General features: G+C 68.8%; 8 protein-coding genes. 2 read left to right on the top strand and 6 right to left on the bottom strand.

Annotation, left to right across the window (positions count from 1 at the left end; all coding sequences use genetic code 11):
• The first annotated feature begins 244 nt into the window (after positions 1 to 244).
• Together ACZ5TO_RS00995 and pbpC are read left to right on the top strand one after the other, a co-directional pair.
• A complete protein-coding gene (locus ACZ5TO_RS00995) occupies positions 245 to 5,701 on the top strand; it encodes an alpha-2-macroglobulin family protein (protein ID WP_464799235.1) in 5,457 nt (1,818 codons plus the stop codon).
• Positions 5,702 to 5,711: 10 nt separating this feature from the next.
• Positions 5,712 to 7,796 carry a penicillin-binding protein 1C gene (gene pbpC / locus ACZ5TO_RS00990; RefSeq protein WP_464799234.1) on the top strand — a complete coding sequence of 695 codons (2,085 nt, stop codon included), beginning with the start codon at positions 5,712 to 5,714 and terminating at the stop codon, positions 7,794 to 7,796.
• A gap of 152 nt (positions 7,797 to 7,948) precedes the next feature.
• On the opposite strand, the gene ACZ5TO_RS00985 is transcribed toward pbpC, so the two are convergent.
• From ACZ5TO_RS00985 to ACZ5TO_RS00960, 6 genes are read right to left on the bottom strand one after another with little or no spacing between them, the layout of a single operon-like run.
• On the bottom strand, positions 7,949 to 8,749 hold the full coding sequence (locus ACZ5TO_RS00985) for a crotonase/enoyl-CoA hydratase family protein (protein ID WP_464799233.1): 801 nt from the start codon (positions 8,747 to 8,749) through the stop codon (positions 7,949 to 7,951).
• A gap of 24 nt (positions 8,750 to 8,773) precedes the next feature.
• Entirely contained in the window at positions 8,774 to 9,649 is an 876-nt protein-coding gene (locus tag ACZ5TO_RS00980) for a hydroxymethylglutaryl-CoA lyase (RefSeq protein ID WP_464799232.1), read from the bottom strand.
• On the bottom strand, positions 9,646 to 11,628 hold the full coding sequence (locus tag ACZ5TO_RS00975; RefSeq protein ID WP_464799231.1) for an acetyl/propionyl/methylcrotonyl-CoA carboxylase subunit alpha: 1,983 nt from the start codon (positions 11,626 to 11,628) through the stop codon (positions 9,646 to 9,648). The genes ACZ5TO_RS00980 and ACZ5TO_RS00975 overlap by 4 nt, the downstream gene beginning before the upstream one ends.
• 8 nt (positions 11,629 to 11,636) lie before the next feature.
• Positions 11,637 to 13,244 carry a carboxyl transferase domain-containing protein gene (locus tag ACZ5TO_RS00970; protein WP_464799230.1) on the bottom strand — a complete coding sequence of 536 codons (1,608 nt, stop codon included), beginning with the start codon at positions 13,242 to 13,244 and terminating at the stop codon, positions 11,637 to 11,639.
• On the bottom strand, positions 13,244 to 14,392 hold the full coding sequence (locus ACZ5TO_RS00965) for an isovaleryl-CoA dehydrogenase (RefSeq protein WP_464800435.1): 1,149 nt from the start codon (positions 14,390 to 14,392) through the stop codon (positions 13,244 to 13,246). The genes ACZ5TO_RS00970 and ACZ5TO_RS00965 overlap by 1 nt, the downstream gene beginning before the upstream one ends.
• Positions 14,393 to 14,428: 36 nt before the next feature.
• On the bottom strand, positions 14,429 to 17,890 hold the full coding sequence (locus ACZ5TO_RS00960) for an indolepyruvate ferredoxin oxidoreductase family protein (protein WP_464799229.1): 3,462 nt from the start codon (positions 17,888 to 17,890) through the stop codon (positions 14,429 to 14,431).
• Positions 17,891 to 18,014 lie beyond the last annotated feature (124 nt).

Genomic DNA, 18,014 nt, shown 5'->3' with positions numbered 1-18,014 from the left:
ACAGAAGCACATTCGTCGATAATGCCAAGTCTGCGCGCATATGGTTAACAAAAGGTTAACGCGGGCGACCGCGAAATTTTTCGCATTTCCGGCGATGGAACGGCGATCTCGAAACGTCTTCCCCCTGGTTCCATGCGCCGTCTCCCTTTAAGGCCTTCCGGCTCCCTTCCCTTGCGGTTGACAAGCCGGGCCCGGGCCGAAACAGTGACGGCGGCAACGGGACGGGCAGCGGTAGGAGGACATCATGTCTAGGCGCGCAATCTTCGGTTTCTCGGCACTTCTTCTTTCCGCCCTTGCCGCACCGCCCCTTCCCGCCCATGCCGGGGAGACGCGCTCCGTCGTGACGACGGAGAACAGCGACTATTTCGGTTTCGACCTGCGCACCGTTCAGGACGTGACGCTCGACCAGTGCAAGACGGATTGCATCGACGACCTTTCCTGCCGCGCCTTCACCTATAATCCCAAGGTGAAATGGTGCTTCCTGAAGAGCGACTTCAACCAGCTCAACCATTTCCAGGGCGCCGTCGCCGGCAAGATCGTCAAGGCGGACGATGCCGCCGATATCGGCGCGCCGCCGGCGCTCTCCTTCGTCGGCGATTACATGCTGGGCGAGGCCCGCAGCTTCCGCAGCGCCCTTGCGCTCGCGCCGGAGCACCAGGGCCAGGGCGCCGAAAGCCTTGCCTCGCTCGGCCGCATCGAGGCGGCGTCCGGCCATTTCGACCGGGCGCTGACGGCCTTCCGCGGCGCGCTGTCGCTCGCGCCGGAGGATTATTACCTCTGGATCGAGACGGCCGAGACCATGGGCCGGGTGAACGACAACAGCTACCTCGCCGGCCAGGGCGCACTTGCCGCCATCAACGCCTACCAGCTCTCGCGCACGACGGAGACGCGCGCCCGGGCGCTCGCCGTGCTCGGCGACACGCTCGACAAGTCCGCCAGCTACCGCGCCGGCATCAACGCCTACAAGGCGAGCCTTGCGCTGAAAGAGGACGTCGCGGTGCAGTCGGCCTATCTCGGCCTTCGCGCCCGGCAGGGCTTCCGCGTCGTCGGCCACACGATCGATTCGGACAGCGCAAGCCCGCGCGCCTGTGTGGAATTCTCCGAGCCGCTGGTGAAATCCGGCGCCGACTACGCCTCCTTCGTGACGCTCGACGGCGCCGCGCCCAAGGCGGTCGAGGCCAAGGACCGGCAGATCTGCGTCGAGGGCCTCACCCACGGCCAGCGCTACAAGATCGGCTTCCGCGCGGGCCTGCCCTCCTCCGTCGACGAGCCGCTGGCCTCGGCGGTCGACCTTGAAGTCTATGTGCAGGACCGCGCCGCAACGGTGCGGTTCACCGGCGACGGCTTCGTGCTGCCGGGGAGCGTGCGCCGCGGCATCCCGATCGTTTCCGTCAACACCGACAGCGCGGACCTCAAGCTCTACCGCGTCGGCGACCGCGCCATCGCCGCGCTGCTCGCCGACAGCCAGTTCCTGACCCAGCTCGACGGCTATTCCGCCGACCGTATCGAAAGCCAGAGCGGCGAGCTCGTCTGGCAGGGCAAGATCGACATCGCGCCCGACCTCAACAAGGACGTCGTGACCAGCTTCCCGGTCGACGAGGCGCTGCCGGAGCGCAAGCCCGGCGTCTACGTTCTCACCGCCGCCGCCTCCAACGGCCACAGCAACGAATGGGATTCCAAGGCGACGCAATGGTTCGTCGTCTCCGACGTCGGGCTCACCACCTATGCCGGCACGGACGGCCTTTCCGTCTTCGCCCGCTCGCTCGACACGGCCGGGCCGCTCGAAGGCGTCGAATTGCAGCTCATCGCCAGGAACAACGAGGTGCTGGGCACGGCGACGACGGACGCAGACGGTCGCGCGACCTTCACCGCCGGCCTCATCCGCGGCACAGCCGCCAACACGCCCGCCGTCATCCTGGCGAAGAAGGGCGAAGGCGACTTCGTCTTCCTCGACATGACGCGCGCCGGCTTCGACTTGTCCGATCGCGGCGTCACCGGCCGCCCGGCGCCCGGCGCCATCGACGTGCTCGCCTGGACCGAGCGCGGCATCTACCGCGCCGGCGAGACGGTGCATGCGACGGCGCTCGCCCGCGACATCGAGGCGAACGCCGTCGAGAAGCTGCCGCTCACCTTCGTCTTCACCCGCCCGGACGGCGTGGAGGACCGCCGCATGGTGGCGGACGGGGCGGCGCTCGGCGGCTATGCCGTCGATCTGCCCCTGCAGGACAACAGCATGCGCGGCTCCTGGACCATGCAGGTCTTCACCGACCCCAAGGGCACGGCCATCGCCGAGAAGCAGTTCCTCGTCGACGACTTCGTGCCGGACCGCATCGAATTCGACATGACGAGCGAGGCCAAGGCCATCGAGGCCGAGGTGCCGACGCCGGTCTCCGTCGAGGGCCGCTATCTCTACGGCGCGCCGGGCGCGGGGCTGGAGATCGAGGGCGACGTCGCGCTGAAGCCGACGCGGCAGGACCCCGCCTATCCCGGCTACGTCTTCGGCCTTGCCGACGAGGAGGCGATCGAGGAGAACCGCATCCCGCTCGAAGGCCTCGACGTGCTCGACGAGGAGGGCAAGGCGACCTTCGACGTCACCGTCGCCGACCTTCCCTCCACCACCCAGCGCCTCGAGGCGCTGGTGACGCTGCGCATGAACGAGGCGGGCGGACGCGCCGTCGAGCGCAGCCTGACTTTGCCCGTCAAGGCCGAAGGGCCGATGATCGGCGTGAAACCCGACTTTTCCGGCGACCTTTCGGAAAACAGCGTCGCGAATTTCCACGTCGTCGCGGTGAACCCGGACGGCGGGAAGGAGGCGATGCAGGGCATGCCGTGGAAGCTGCTCTCCGTCGAGCGCGACTATCAATGGTATCGCGACGGCAGCTCGTGGCGCTACGAGCCCGTCATGACGACCAAGCAGGTCGCCACCGGCACGCTGGACGTTAACGCCGACGGCGGGCGCATTTCCGTGCCCGTCACCTGGGGCCGCTACCGGCTCGAAGTGGAAAGCCCCGAGGCGGAAGGCCCGGCGACCAGCGTCGAGTTCGACGCCGGCTGGTATGTCGCCGCGACCTCGACGGAAACGCCGGACGCGCTGGAAATCTCGCTCGACAAGGAAAGCTACAAGGTGGGCGACACGGCACGGCTGAAGGTCTCGCCGCGCCATGCCGGCCAGCTTCTCGTCACCATCGGCGCGGAAAGCCTGATCGCGACGCAGACCGCGTCCATCCCCGCCGGGGGCGGCGAGGTGGACATCCTCGTCACCGCGGCATGGGGGCCCGGCTCCTATGTCACCGCCACGCTCTTCCGCCCCGGTGCGGACCAGGAGAGCCGCATGCCGATGCGCGCCATCGGCATTACCTGGCTGAAGGTCGATCCTGCCGAACGCAAGCTCGATGTCGCGCTCGACATGCCGGAGAAGACGCTGCCCCGCCAGCCGCTCGACATCTCGCTGAAGGTCGCAGGGGCCGGCGCGAACGAGGAGGCCTATATCACGGTCGCCGCCGTCGACGTCGGCATCCTCAACCTCACCCGCTACGAGGCGCCAGATCCGGCCGGCTGGTATTTCGGCCAGCGCCGGCTCGGAATGGAAATCCGCGACCTCTACGGCCGGCTGATCGACGGCTCGCTCGGCACGACCGGCCGGCTTCGCACCGGCGGCGACGGCGGCGAAGGCGCGCTCCAAGGCAATCCGCCGACCGAAAAGCTCGTCGCCTTCTTCGCCGGGCCCGTGAAGCTCGATGCGGAAGGCAACGCCAAGGTCAGCTTCGACATTCCGCAGTTCAACGGCACCGCGCGCGTGATGGCCGTCGCCTGGACGAAGACCGGCGTTGGCAGCACGTCGAAGGACGTCGTCATCCGCGACCCGGTCGTCGTGACGGCGAGCCTGCCGAAGTTCCTCGCCCCCGGGGACCGCGCGGACCTGAGGCTCGACATCGCCAATACCGATGCGCCGGCCGGCGACTACACGGTGGAGGTCACGCACAACAGCTCGGTCATGGTCGAGCAGAGCGGCGCCGGTGAGACCGTGACCCTCACGCCCGGCGGCAAGACCGCACTCACCCTGCCGCTGATCGGCGGCGAGGCGGGCGACGGGCTCGTCACGATAAAGCTCTCGAACGCCTCCGGCCTCTCGCTGGAACAGGTGCTCAACGTGCCGGTGCGCCCGGCCGCCATGCCCATCACCACGCGCCGGCCGATCGAGATCGCCGCGAACGGCAGCCTGACGATCGACGACCAGTTGCTCGCCGACAGCCAGCTCGCCGGCGCCTCCGTGAGCCTCAACGTCTCGCGCGCGGCGGCCTTCGACATTCCGGCGCTGCTGATGGCGCTCGACCGCTATCCCTACGGCTGCACCGAGCAGACGACGAGCCGCGCGCTGCCGCTGCTCTATCTCAGCGAGCTCTCGAAGCAGTCCGGCCTGCCGGAGGACACGGAAACGCAGAAGCGGGTGCAGGACGCGATCTACCGCGTGCTCGCCAACCAGTCCTCCTCCGGCAGCTTCGGCCTGTGGGGGCCGGATTCGGGCGACCTGTGGCTCGACGCCTTCGTCACCGACTTCCTGTCGCGGGCCCGCGAGCAGAAGTTCGAGGTGCCCGAGCAGGCGATGCTCCAGGCGCTCTCCAACCTGCAGAACGCCCTTTCCTATGACGTGAACGTCTCCACGCAGGGCAACGAGATCGCCTATGCGCTCTACGTGCTCGCCCGCAACCGCAAGGCCGCGATCAGCGACCTGCGCTACTATGCCGACACGAAGCTTTCGGAGTTCACCTCGCCGCTCGCCCGCGCGCAGATCGCCGGTGCGCTCGGCCTCTACGGCGATGCCCGGCGCTCGCTGGCGATCTTCTCCAACGCGCTCGGCATCGCGCGCGACAGCGTGATCAATGCCAGCCTCTCGCGCAACGACTACGGCTCGTCGCTGCGCGACGGCGCGGCGATCCTGGCGCTTGCTGCGGAAAGCCGGCCGGTTCCGGACGTCATTCCGCAACTGACGAAGCTCGTCGCCAACCAGTGGGAGAACAAGCGCTGGACGAGCACGCAGGAGCAGACCTGGATGCTGCTCGCCGCCCGCGCCGTGAAGGATGCCGACAAGGGCCTGAAGCTGGAGATCAACGGCGCGGAACGTTCCGGCGGCTATGCTGTGCAGATGACGGGCAAGTCGCTCCTCGAAAACCCGCTGACCGTCGCCAACCGCACGGGCGAGCCGGTCTCGGCCGTGGTGACGACGGTGGCCGCCCCCACCGATCCGCTGCCGGCCGGCGGCGACGGCTTTGCCATCGAGCGCAGCTACTACACGCTCGACGGCGAGGAGGCCAACATCACCGAGGCGCAGCAGAACGAGCGCTATGTCGTGGTGCTGAAGGTGACGGAGCAGAACGACTGGCCGTCGCGCATCATCATCACCGACCTCCTGCCCGCCGGCTTCGAGATCGACAATCCGAGCCTCGTCGACAGCGCGAAACTCGCCAATTTCGATTGGCTCGGCGAGACGGAGGCGGCACATACGGAGTTCCGCTACGACCGCTTCGTGGCGGCCTTCAACCGCAGCCAGGGCGACAACCGCGAGGTGACGCTGGCCTATGTCGTGCGCGCCGTCACCCCCGGCACCTACGACCTGCCGGCGGCCCAGGTGGAGGACATGTACCGGCCGCAATATTCCGCCCGCACAGCGACCGGCCGCATGCAGGTCGTCAAGGCGGAATAGGAGGGCTGCCATGGCGCTCCGGCGCAAGCTCCTCATCGGCTCCCTTTGCGGGGCGGCGTCCATCGCCGCCCTCGCCTTCGGGCTCGTCTCTGCGGACCGCGCCTTTCCGCCGCCCGTCCATGTCGCCGATACCGTCTCGAAGGAAGTGGTGGACCGCGACGGCCGGCTTCTGCGCGCCTTCGCGACACCGGACGGCTACTGGCGGCTGAAGACCACGGCCGCCGATGTCGACCCGCAGTTCATCCGCATGCTCGTCGCCTACGAGGACCGGCGCTTCCGCGAGCATTCCGGCATCGATCCGCTGGCGGTGCTGCGCGCGGCCGGCCAGTTCGTCGCAAGCGGCCATATCGTCTCGGGCGCCTCGACGCTCTCCATGCAGGTCGCCCGGCTGATCGAGCCGCGCGACAACCGCTCGATCCTTGCGAAGCTGCGCCAGATGGCGCGCGCCGTGCAACTGGAGCGGCGGCTTTCCAAGGACCAGATCCTCGACCTCTACCTGACGCTCGCCCCCTATGGCGGCAATCTGGAAGGCGTCCGGGCGGCAAGCCTCGCCTGGTTCGGCAAGGAGCCGAAGCGGCTCACCGTCGCCGAAGCCGCCCTCCTCGTCGCCCTGCCGCAGCTTCCCGAAAAGCGCCGGCCCGACCGGCACCGGGCCGCCGCCGAGGAGGCGCGCGGGCGCGTGCTGACCCGTCTGGCCGTTTCGCAAGTCATCGGCGAAGGGGAAGCCGAACGCGCTTCGGCGGAAGCCGTGCCGCAGCGCCGCCGGCAGTTGCCGGCCTATGCCGCGCATCTTTCGGAACTGGCGCTGCGCAAGGACCCCACGGCCGTGGAGCATCGCACGACACTCGACCGCTCGGTGCAGGACGGGCTCGAAGCCGTCGCCCGCGAAGCGGCGCAGCGCCTCGGCCCGAAGGTCTCCATCGCCATGGTGATGGCGGACGCGCGCACCGGCGCGATCCTCGGCGAGGTCGGCTCGGCGGATTATTTCGACGGCAGCCGCGCCGGCTGGATCGACATGACGCGCATCCGCCGCTCGCCGGGCTCGGCGCTGAAGCCCTTCATCTACGGGCTCGCCTTCGAGGAGGGGCTGGTCGCGCAGGAAACCATCGTCGAGGACCGGCCGGCCGATTTCTCCGGCTACCGCCCGCGCAATTTCGACATGACCTACCAGGGCGACGTCAGCGTGCGCAAGGCCTTGCAGATGTCGCTGAACGTGCCGGCCGTGCGCCTGCTCGATGCGGTCGGCCCGACGCGGCTGATGGTGCGCTTCCGCCGCGCCGAGGTGCGCCCCGTGCTGCCGCCGGGCGAAACGCCCGGCCTAGCCATCGGTCTCGGCGGCCTCGGCATCACGCTGCGCGACCTCACGCAGCTCTATGCGGCGCTCGCCAACCGGGGCATGCCCGTCAAGCTCGGCGACGGCATCGGCGAGGCGCCCTCGATCATCGACGGCGATCCGCTGCTCGATCCCGTCGCCGTCTGGCAGGTCTCGGACGTGCTCTCCGGCGTCATCCCGCCTACCGGCAGCCGCCGGCTCGGCATCGCCTACAAGACGGGCACCAGCTACGGCTACCGCGACGCCTGGTCGGTCGGCTACGACGGGCGGCATGTGCTCGGCGTCTGGGTCGGCCGGGCCGACAACGGCGCGGTGCCGGGCCTGACGGGCTACGGCTCGGCCGCGCCCATCCTCTTCGAGGCCTTCGCCCGCTCGGGCCTTGCCATCGTGGCGCTGCCCGGCGCGCCGAGGGGTGCCGTGCGGATCGCGCAATCCGAGCTTCCCGCGAGCCTGCGCCGCTTCTCGGCGACGGCCAACGGCCTCGTCTCCACCTTCGCCCGCGAATCCGCGCCACACATCGTCTATCCGCCGGAAGGCGCCCATGTGGAACTCGGCGCGACGACGGGCGAGGCGATCTCGCCGCTGGTGCTGAAGCTGCAAGGCGGCCGCGCGCCCTTCCGCTGGCTCGCCAACGGCAAGGTCCTGCCCGACGCCGCCCGCCGCCGTACGACGCAATGGCTGCCGGAGGGCGCGGGCTTTTCGACGCTGACGGTGATCGACGCCGCCGGGCGCGCGGCGAGCGTGCGGGTGTTCATCGAGTAGGGCGAGTTTGCCCCTCATCCCGCTGCCGCGACCTTCTCCCCGCAAGCGGGGCGAAGGGGTATGCGGCATCGGCCTCCCCAATCAATATATGTCCGTGGGGCAAGTCCCCTCTCCCCGTTTACGGGGAGAGGGTTAGGGTGAGGGGCAATCCCTTACTTCGCCGTACCCGCCAGCACCCACCCCGCCTTCCGCTTCTCCAGAAACGCCGCGATCCCTTCGGCAGCCTGTGGCGTCTCCCATGTGTCGGCGAGCCGCATTAAGGTCATCTCGATCAGTTTCTCGTCGATCGGCGGGGCGAGCGCGTGGGCGAGCGCCTTGGCGGCCGCGACGGCCTCGGGAGAGGCGGCGAAGTAGGGCCTGATTTCCGCTTCCACGGCCGCATCAATATCCTCGGCCGGCACGACGGCGCTCAAAAGCCCGATGGCGCGGGCGGCCTCGGCGTCTATGAGGCGGGCGGAGGTGGCAAGGCGCAGGAAGGCGGCGGGGCCGATGCGGGCGGCGACATAGGGGCTGATCGTCGCCGGGATGAGGCCGAGGCGGGTTTCCGTCAGCCCGAAGCGCGCGCCCTCGACGGCAATGGCCGCATCGCAGACGCTGATGAGGCCGACCCCGCCGCCATAGGCCTGCCCGTTGACGCGGGCGATCAGCGGCTTGGGCAGGTCGCGCAGCGCCTTCAGCATCATGGCGAGCCGGCGGGCTTCCGCGATGCGCTCCTCGCGCGTGGCGGCGATCTGCTCCTTCATCCAGTTGAGGTCGCCGCCGGCGCAAAAGCTCTCGCCCTCGCCCGCCAGCACGACGAGGCGCACCGCCGCGTCTTCGCCGAGAAGGCCGGCGACCGCCGTGAGCTCGCGGATCATCAGGCCGGAAAGCGCATTGTGCTGGGCGTGGCGGCGGAGCGTCAGCGCGGCGACGCCACGCCGGTCGACGGATACGGAGATCGTCTCGAAATGCATCTTTGAACCTCCCATCTTTTCGCCTCAGGCGCTCCGGCGCGCATCGTCCTTGCCGGCGATGCGCCGCGCGAAGGCGGCGGCAAGGGCCAGCTTGCGCCGGTCGAGCCCGGTTTCATAGCCCTCGGCCGCCAGCATGTCGGCAACGGCGAGCGTATCGACATTGCCGCGCGCGCCCGGCGCATAGGGGCAGCCGCCGAGCCCGCCGACAGAGGCGTCGAAGACGGAAAGCCCGCGATCGAGCGCCACGCGGATATTGTCGAGCGCCAGCCCGTTCGTATCGTGGAAATGGCCGGCGAGGTTTTCCGGGAAGGCGACGGCGAGTACCACGTCCAGCATGGCCGCGACCTCGGCGGGCCGCGCGCGGCCGATCGTGTCGCCAAGGCTCACCTCATGGCAGCCGAGCCGCAGGAGCTGGCCCGTCACCCGCGCAACGGCGCAGGGCTCGACCGGGCCGTCATAGGGGCATTGCACGACGCAGCTCACATAGCCGCGCAGCGGAATACGGTCCGCCTTTGCCGCCTCTGCCACCGGGCGCACGCGCTTGATGCTCTCGGCGATGGAGCAGTTGAGATTGGCCCGCGAAAAGCCCTCGGAAGCGGAGAGGAAGACGGCGACCTCATCGGCGCCGGCCGCCTTCGCCGCCTCGTAGCCCTTCATGTTGGGCACGAGCGCGGCGTAGGAAATACCGGGGCGGCGGCGGATGCCGGCCATGACCTCGGCGCCGTCGGCAAGCTGCGGCACCCATTTCGGGCTGACGAAGCTCGTCGCCTCGATGCGGGCAAAGCCGCAATCCGATAGCATATCGATCAGCGCGATCTTGTCGGCGGCGGGGATGATCGCCTTCTCGTTCTGCAGGCCGTCGCGGGCCGCCATCTCGACGATTTCGATGCGCCGGCTCATGCCGCTTCCTCCGGCTCCAGCGCGACGAGCAGCGTGCCTTCGGACACCTGGTCGCCCGCCGCCACCGGCACCGCGGCCACCACGCCGTCGCGCGGGGCGGCCAGCACCAGCTCCATCTTCATGGCCTCCATGGTGACGAGCGGATCGCCCTTTTCGACGCGCACGCCCGGCTCCGCCGAGACGATGCGCACGAGGCCCGGCATCGGCGCCGAGAGCCGGTCGCCGCCCGCCGTTTCGCCCTGATGGCCCTCCTCCTCGGCAATGACGAAGGCGTGGCGGTGGCCGGCGAAGAAGACGGCGATGGCGCGCCCCTCGCGATGCACGGTGGCCGGAAGCGTATGGCCGTCGAATTGCACGCGGATAGCGCGACCATCGGAAGACGCGATGCGAAGATCCGTAGCCACGCCCTCGTGCTCGACGCGGAAGCGGCCTTCGCCGCGCATCGTCACGCGCAGCGCGTGCTCCGCACCGCCGTGGTCGAGGAACACGGTCTGCACAGCCTCGCCCCACAGGCGGAAGCCGCGGAGATGCTGCCACGGGTCGTCCCCCGATGGCGCGGCGAGGAGGCCGAGCGCCGCGAGGGCGGCGAGGGCGAAGGCCTCTTCGGAGGCTTCGGGCTCCGCCAGCAGGCCCGCGCCGGACCGGCCGATGAGGCCGGTGTCGACATCGCCCGCCGCGAAGGCCGGCAGGCGGCAGAGGCGGGCGAGGAAACCGGCATTGGTCGTCACGCCCGCAACGCGGCACTCCGCGAGCGCGCCTTCCAGCCGGGCGAGCGCTTCGGCGCGGGTGCGGCCGTGGGTGACGACCTTGGCGATCATCGGGTCGTAATAGGGCGTGACGAGGTCGCCCGCGCGCACGCCGGAATCGACCCGCACGCCCTCCGGCAGGTCGAAGACCGAAAGACGGCCGGTCGCGGGCAGGAAGTCGCGCGCCGGGCTCTCCGCGTAAAGCCGCGCCTCGAAGGCCCAGCCGTCGATGGAAAGCTCGTCCTGCCGCTTCGGCAGGGGCTCGCCGGCGGCGACGCGCAGTTGCCACTCGACGAGGTCGAGGCCGGTGATCGCCTCCGTCACGGGATGCTCGACCTGGAGGCGCGTGTTCATCTCCATGAAATGGAAGCGGTCCTGCCGCAACCCTTCGGAAACGTCGGCGATGAACTCGACGGTGCCGGCGCCGCTGTAGCCGATGGCCGCTGCCGCACGCACGGCGGCCGCGCCCATCGCGGCGCGCATCTCCGCCGTCATGCCGGGGGCCGGGGCCTCCTCGATCACCTTCTGGTGCCGGCGCTGGAGCGAGCAGTCGCGCTCGAAGAGGTGCACGACATTGCCGTGGCCGTCGCCGAAGACCTGCACCTCGATATGGCGGGGCTTGGCCATGTATTTTTCGACCAGGACGCGGCCGTCGCCGAAGGCGCTTTCCGCCTCGCGCCGGGCGCTCTCCAGCGCGGCGACGAAGTCTTCCGGCCGCTCCACCTTGCGCATGCCCTTGCCGCCGCCGCCGGCCCGCGCCTTGATCAGCACGGGATAGCCGATGGCCTCCGCCTCGCCGGCGAGGAAGGAAGGCTCCTGCCGCTCGCCGTGATAGCCGGGGACGACGGGAACGCCGGCCTTCTCCATCAGGGCCTTGGCGGCGTCCTTCAGGCCCATGGCGCGGATGGCATTGGCCGAGGGGCCGATGAAGACGAGGCCGGCGGCCTCCACCGCCTCCACGAACTCGGGATTTTCCGAGAGGAAGCCGTAACCCGGATGCACCGCCTCCGCGCCGCTCGCCCTGGCGGCCTCGACGATGGCGGCAATGTTCAGGTAGCTTTTCGCCGCCTCCGCCGGGCCGATGCGGACGGCTTCATCCGCCATGGCGACGTGCAGCGCATCCCGGTCGGCATCGGAATGGACGGCAACGGTCGCAACGCCCATGCGGCGGGCGGTGCGGATGATGCGGCAGGCGATTTCGCCCCGGTTGGCGATGAGGATCTTGCGGAACATGCTGCCTCCTACATCCGGAAGACGCCGAAGCGGGTGGGCTCGACAGGCGCGTTGAGCGCCGCCGAGAGCGAGAGCGCCAGCACGTCACGCGTCCTGCGCGGATCGACGATGCCGTCGTCCCACAGACGCGCCGAGGCATAGAGCGGGTGGCTCTGGCGGGCGAACATGTCGATGGTCGGCTGTTTGAAATCGGCCTCCTCCGCCGCCGTCCATGTGCCGCCCGTCCGCTCGATGCCTTCACGCCGGACGGTGGCGAGAACGCCCGCTGCCTGCTCGCCGCCCATCACGGCGATGCGGCTGTTCGGCCAGGTCCACAGGAAGCGCGGCGAATAGGCCCGGCCGCACATGCCGTAATTGCCCGCACCGTAGGAGCCGCCGATCAGCATGGTGACCTTCGGCACCTTCGCGGTGGCAACAGCGGTGACGAGCTTGGCGCCGTGCTTGGCGATGCCGTCCGCCTCGTACTTCCGGCCGACCATGAAGCCGGTGATGTTCTGCAGGAAGAGAAGCGGAATGCCGCGCTGGGCGCAGAGCTCGATGAAATGCGCGCCCTTCAAGGCCGCTTCGGAGAAGAGCACGCCGTTGTTGGCGAGGATGCCGACGGGCAGGCCGTGCAGGGCCGCAAAGCCGCAGACGAGCGTGGCGCCGAAGCGGGCCTTGAACTCGTCGAAGCGCGAGCCGTCGACCACGCGGGCGATCACCTCGCGCACGTCATAGGGCGTGCGGGTATCGGCCGGCACGATGCCGAGCAGGTCTTCCGGATCGTAGAGCGGGGCTTCGCCCTCGCCGATTTTCGTAAGTTCTTGCTTACGCGTGTTGAGGTTGGCGGCGATCTGCCGGGCGATGGCGAGCGCGTGGCGGTCGTCGCGCGCCAGATGGTCGGCGACGCCGGAAAGGCGGGTGTGGACATCGCCGCCGCCGAGGTCTTCCGCGCTCACCACCTCGCCCGTCGCGGCCTTCACCAGCGGCGGGCCGGCGAGGAAGATCGTGCCCTGGTTCTCGACGATGACGGTCTCGTCGCTCATCGCCGGAACGTAGGCGCCGCCCGCCGTGCAGCTTCCCATGACGACGGCGACCTGCGGGATGCCGGCGGCGGACATCTGCGCCTGGTTGTAGAAGATGCGGCCGAAATGATCGCGGTCAGGGAAGACCTCGTCCTGGTTCGGCAGGTTCGCTCCGCCGGAATCGACGAGGTAGATGCAGGCCAGCCGGTTCTCCGCGGCGATCTCCTGCGCGCGCAGGTGCTTCTTCACGGTGATGGGGTAATAGGTGCCGCCCTTCACCGTCGCGTCGTTGCAGACGATCATGCATTCGCGGCCGGAGACACGGCCGATGCCGGCGATCATACCGCCGGACGGCGCGGCGCCGTCATAAAGGCCGTGGCCGGCGGTAAGGCCGATCTCCAGGAAGGGCGAGCCCGGATCGAGAAGCTGCGCGACGCGCTCGCGCGGCAGCAGCTTGCCTCGGGCGACATGGCGCTCACGCGCCTTCGGCCCGCCGCCGTCCATGGCGACGCTTGCCGCCTCCTCCACCAGCGCCAGCGCATCGAGCATGGCTTTGCGGTTCGCCTCGAAGGTTTCGCTGCGCGTGTTCACGGCCGAGGGGATGACCGGCATCACAGCGTCTCCTGGAATATCTCGCGGCCGATCAGCATGCGGCGGATCTCGGATGTGCCCGCGCCGATCTCGTAGAGCTTGGCATCGCGCAGCAGGCGGCCGGTCGGGTAATCGTTGATATAGCCGTTGCCGCCGAGCGCCTGGATGGCCTCCAGTGCCAGCTTCGTGGCGGTCTCGGCGGAATAGAGGATGCAGCCGGCGGCATCCTTGCGCGTCGTCTCGCCGCGGTCGCAGGCGCTCGCGACGGCATAGACATAGGCGCGCGCCGCATTGAAGGCGACATACATGTCGGCAACCTTGCCCTGCATGAGCTGGAATTCGCCGATCGGCTGGCCGAACTGTTTTCGCTCGTGGATATAGGGCACGACCACGTCGAGGCAGGCGGCCATGATGCCGAGCGGACCGCCGGAGAGCACGACGCGCTCATAGTCGAGGCCGGACATCAGCACGTTGACGCCGCGCCCCACCGTCCCCATCACGTTCTCCTCCGGCACCTCGCAATCGGTGAAGACAAGTTCGCAGGTGTTCGAGCCGCGCATGCCGAGCTTGTCGAGCTTCTGGGCGGTCGAAAAGCCCTTGAACCCCTTCTCGATGAAGAAGGCGGTAATGCCGCGCGCGCCGGCCTCCGGATCGGTCTTGGCGTAGACCACCAGCACGTCCGCATCCGGCCCGTTGGTGATCCACATCTTGTTGCCATTCAGCACATAACGGTCACCGCGCTTTTCCGCGCGCAGCCGCATGGAGACGACGTCGGAGCCTGCCCCCGGTTCGGACATGGCGAGCGCGCCGACATGCTCGCCGGATATCAGCTTCGGCAGGTATCTTTCCCGCTGCTCCTTGCTGGCGTTGCGCACGATCTGGTTGACGCAGAGATTGGAATGGGCGCCGTAGCTGAGGGCGACCGAGGCCGAGGCCCGGCTGATCTCCTCCATCGCCACGCAATGGGCGAGATAACCCATGCCCGATCCGCCGTAGCTTTCCGGCGCGGTGATGCCGAGGAGGCCGAGATCGCCAAGCTCGCGCCAGAGCGGCATCGGAAAAGCGTTCGTGCGGTCGATCTCGGCGGCCTGCGGCGCGATGCGCTCCGATGCGAAGCGCCGCACGCTCTCGCGCAGCGCCTCGATATCCTCCCCAAGCCCGAAGCTCATTCCGGCGTCATACATGTCCGTCCTCCCCATGCGGCCTTATGCGGCCGCCTTTTCCTGTCCTGCCGTGTCGAAGGCCTTGCACATGACGGCCTCGCGCGCCTTCACGCGCTTTGCCGCTTCCTCCTTGACGGGCCCGTAGCCGCGAATCTCGCCGTAAAGCGCAAGCAGCGCAACGGCGGCGTCGAGGTTCTCGCGGCGAAGGTTTTGCAGCACATGGCCCACAAGCGCCTCGTAGTCGGCGATGAGCCGGCGTTCCATGCAGCGCTCGGCGGAGTGGCCGAAGGGGTCGAAAGCCGTGCCGCGCAGGCCCTTCATGCGGGCCAGCACGCCGAAGACCGGCAGCATCCAGCGGCCGAAGTGGCGCTTGCGCGGCCGGCCGCTCGCATCCTCGCCCTTGAGAATGGGCGGCGCGAGGTTGAAGACGATACGGTACCTGCCCTCGAACTGCTCGGCGAGCCCCGCCTTGAAGGCCGGATCGGTAAAGAGCCGGGCGACTTCGTACTCGTCCTTGTAGGCGAGGAGCTGGGCGTAGACATGGGCCACCGTGCGGGTCAGCCTGTCGGCCGGGCCGAGCGCTGTTTCCCCCGTCAGCACCCGCTCCACCAGCGCCTTGTAGCGGTCGGCGAGCGCGGCGTTCTGGTAGGCGGTCAGGTGCTTCACGCGGTGGGCGATCAGCTCTTCCGTCGTCATGGTCTCCAGCGTCGGCACGGGCTTGCCGGGGTGCAGCAAGCGTTCGGCGCGGGCTGGATCGGCGGCAATCAGCCGGCCCCAGCCGAAGGCCGAGAGCGTGGCGTCGACCGCGACGCCGTTCAGCGCGATCGCCTGCTCGATGGACTGGCGGGTGAGCGGGATCAGGCCCTTCTGCCAGGCGTAGCCGGTCATCAGGATGTTCGTCGCCATGGCGTTGCCCGCGACCTTCTCGGCGATGGTCGTGAAGTCGAGGAGGTGGGACGGCTCGCGCAGGCCCTCGCGGACGGTGTTCTCCACGTCGCGGCGGCGGAAGTCGAAATCGCGCTTGCGCACGAAATCGGCAACGGGCGTCAGCCTCGTGTTGACGACGCCCGTGGTGCGGTGCCGGTCGCAGAGCGTGATGGCGTCCTTCGAGGCGCCCACCACATCGTCGGCGGCGATCAGGAGGTCGGCCCCGCCGGTGACGATGCGCGGCGAGGACACGTCTTCGTCGCGAAGGCCGATGCGCAGGTGGCTCATCACCGCGCCGCCCTTCTGCGCGAGGCCCGCCATGTCGAGGATCATCGGCGACCTGCCGTCGAGATGGGCGGCCATGCCGAGGATGGCGCTGATCGTCAGGATGCCCGTGCCGCCGATGCCGGCGATGGCGATGTTGTAGGCGCGCGCGCCGATCCGGACGATCTCCGGCTCGGGAAGGCCCGCCATGTCGGGGTTCGTGCGCGCCGCCTTGCGCAGCCGCCCGCCCTCCACCGTCACGAAGGAAGGGCAGAAGCCCTTGAGGCAGGAATAGTCCTTGTTGCAGGAGGACTGGTTGATCTTGCGCTTTCGGCCGAGCGCGGTGTCCAGCGGCTCGACGGAGACGCAGTTCGACTGGGTGGAACAGTCGCCGCAGCCCTCGCAGACGGCGGGATTGATCATCAGGCGGACCGGCGGATCCTCCATCAGGCCGCGCGAGCGGCGGCGGCGCTTTTCCGCCGCGCAGGTCTGCACGTAGACGATGGCCGAGGAGCCGGGCGCTTCCCGGATATCGCGCATCACCCGGTCCATCTCGTCGCGGTGGCGCACGACGGTGCCGGGCGCGAGCGTCGCGGGCGAATAGGCTTCCGGATGGTCCGAGACGAGGTAGATCGGCGCGACACCCTCGTCGTAGAGCTGGTGCGTGACCGCTTCTGGGCTCAGCGGCCCGTCGACGGGCTGGCCGCCGGTCATCGCCACGGCGTCGTTGTAGAGCAGCTTGTAGGTGATGTTGACGCCGGCGGCGACCGACTGGCGGATGGCGAGGATGCCGGAATGGTAATAGGTGCCGTCGCCGAGATTGACGAAGATGTGCTTCTCGTCGGTGAAGGGCGCGATGCCCGACCACGGCACGCCTTCCGCGCCCATATGGGTGAAGGTCGTGGTGGAGCGGTCCATCCACTGCACCATGTAGTGACAGCCGATGCCCGCCGTCGCGCGGCTTCCCTCCGGCACCTTGGTGGAAGTGTTGTGCGGACAGCCGGAGCAGAAATAGGGCACGCGCTCGACCGGCGCGGCATGGGCCTTGCGCAGCTTCTCGCGCTCCAGCAGGTAGGAGAGCTCGTCGGCGATCACTTTCTTCAGGCCCGCGTCGAACTCGAAATGCAGGAGCCGCGCGGCGATCGCGCGGGCGACCATGCCGACGGAGAGCGCCTGCGAGAGCGGCAGGAACGGATGGTCCTCATGGTCGAACTTGCCGATGATGCGCGGCCGCTCGCCGTGATGCCAGTTGAAGAGCTGCTGCTTGATCTGGTTCTCGATGATCTCGCGCCGCTCCTCGACGACCAGAACCTCTTCCAGCCCCTGCGAGAATTCGCGCACGCCCTCCGGCTCCAGCGGCCAGGGCATGCGGACCTTGTAGACGCGCATGCCGATCTCGGCCATCTCGGTAGGGCCGATGGACAGCTCCTTCAGGGCCTGAAGCACGTCTTCATAGGCCTTGCCCGAGGCGATGATGCCGAAGCGGGCGCGCGGGGCGTCGTGCGTGATCTCGTCCACCCGGTTGGCGCGGGCAAACGCGATGGCGGCATAGCCCTTGTAGGTCTGCAGCCGCTCGTCCTGCGGCAGCGGCGGATCGGGCCAGCGCAGGTTGAGCCCGCCCGGCAGGAGCTCGAAATCCTCCGGGACGACGAACTGCCGGCGCTCGCCGGCAAGGTCGACGGAGGCCGTCGTCTCGACCGTGTCGGCGATGAACTTCATGCCGACCCAGCAGCCGGAATAGCGCGACATCGCCGTGCCGAGCAGGCCGTATTCGACGAATTCGTGGATGGACGAGGGATAGAGCACCGGGATCAGCGCCGACATGAAGGCGTGGTCGGACTGGTGCGGGATGGAGGACGACTTTGCCGAATGGTCGTCACCGGCGAAACAGAGCACGCCGCCATGTTGCGAGGTGCCGGCGGCATTGGCATGCTTCAGCACATCGCCGCAGCGGTCGACGCCCGGCCCCTTGCCGTACCAGTAGCCGGCGACGCCGTCGTAGCGCGCGCCGGGCGAAAGGTGCAGTTGCTGCGTACCCCAGACGGCGGTGGCGGCCAGATCCTCGTTGACGCCCGGCTGGAACACGATGTCGTGCGCCGCCAGATGCCTGCCCGCCTTGGCGAGCTGCTGGTCGTAGCCGCCGAGCGGCGATCCGCGATAACCCGAGATGAATGCGGCGGTGTTCAGCCCCGCGGCACGGTCGCGCCGCATCTGCACGATCGGCAGGCGCACGAGGGCCTGGATGCCGGAAAGGAAGATCCTTCCTTCCTCCGCCGTATACTTGTCCTCGAGAGAAAAGCTCTGCTTCAGCATGACTTCCTCCTCGATGGCTCTCCTCCACGAAAGCCATCCTCCTAATGTAGGAGCTTAGTGAGGGATTGGGAGGAGCGGGTCCTTATTTTCGGCCCGGCACGGCGGGCCGCTAGGACGGCATCCG

This window comes from Shinella sp. Sh6, from assembly GCF_055392685.1.
The sequence above is the reverse complement of the archived record's forward strand: the minus strand, read 5'-3'. Positions and strand labels throughout refer to the sequence as shown.

Bases quoted from the DNA above. Each gene is read 5' to 3' on its own strand.
- ACZ5TO_RS00980 (WP_464799232.1), bottom strand. From the start codon at position 9,649: ATGAGCCGGCGCATCGAAATCGTCGAGATGGCGGCCCGCGACGGCCTG.
- ACZ5TO_RS00960 (WP_464799229.1), bottom strand. From the start codon at position 17,890: ATGCTGAAGCAGAGCTTTTCTCTCGAGGACAAGTATACGGCGGAGGAA.
- ACZ5TO_RS00985 (WP_464799233.1), bottom strand. From the start codon at position 8,749: ATGCATTTCGAGACGATCTCCGTATCCGTCGACCGGCGTGGCGTCGCC.
- pbpC (WP_464799234.1), top strand. From the start codon at position 5,712: ATGGCGCTCCGGCGCAAGCTCCTCATCGGCTCCCTTTGCGGGGCGGCG.
- ACZ5TO_RS00970 (WP_464799230.1), bottom strand. From the start codon at position 13,244: ATGCCGGTCATCCCCTCGGCCGTGAACACGCGCAGCGAAACCTTCGAG.
- ACZ5TO_RS00965 (WP_464800435.1), bottom strand. From the start codon at position 14,392: ATGAGCTTCGGGCTTGGGGAGGATATCGAGGCGCTGCGCGAGAGCGTG.
- ACZ5TO_RS00975 (WP_464799231.1), bottom strand. From the start codon at position 11,628: ATGTTCCGCAAGATCCTCATCGCCAACCGGGGCGAAATCGCCTGCCGC.
- ACZ5TO_RS00995 (WP_464799235.1), top strand. From the start codon at position 245: ATGTCTAGGCGCGCAATCTTCGGTTTCTCGGCACTTCTTCTTTCCGCC.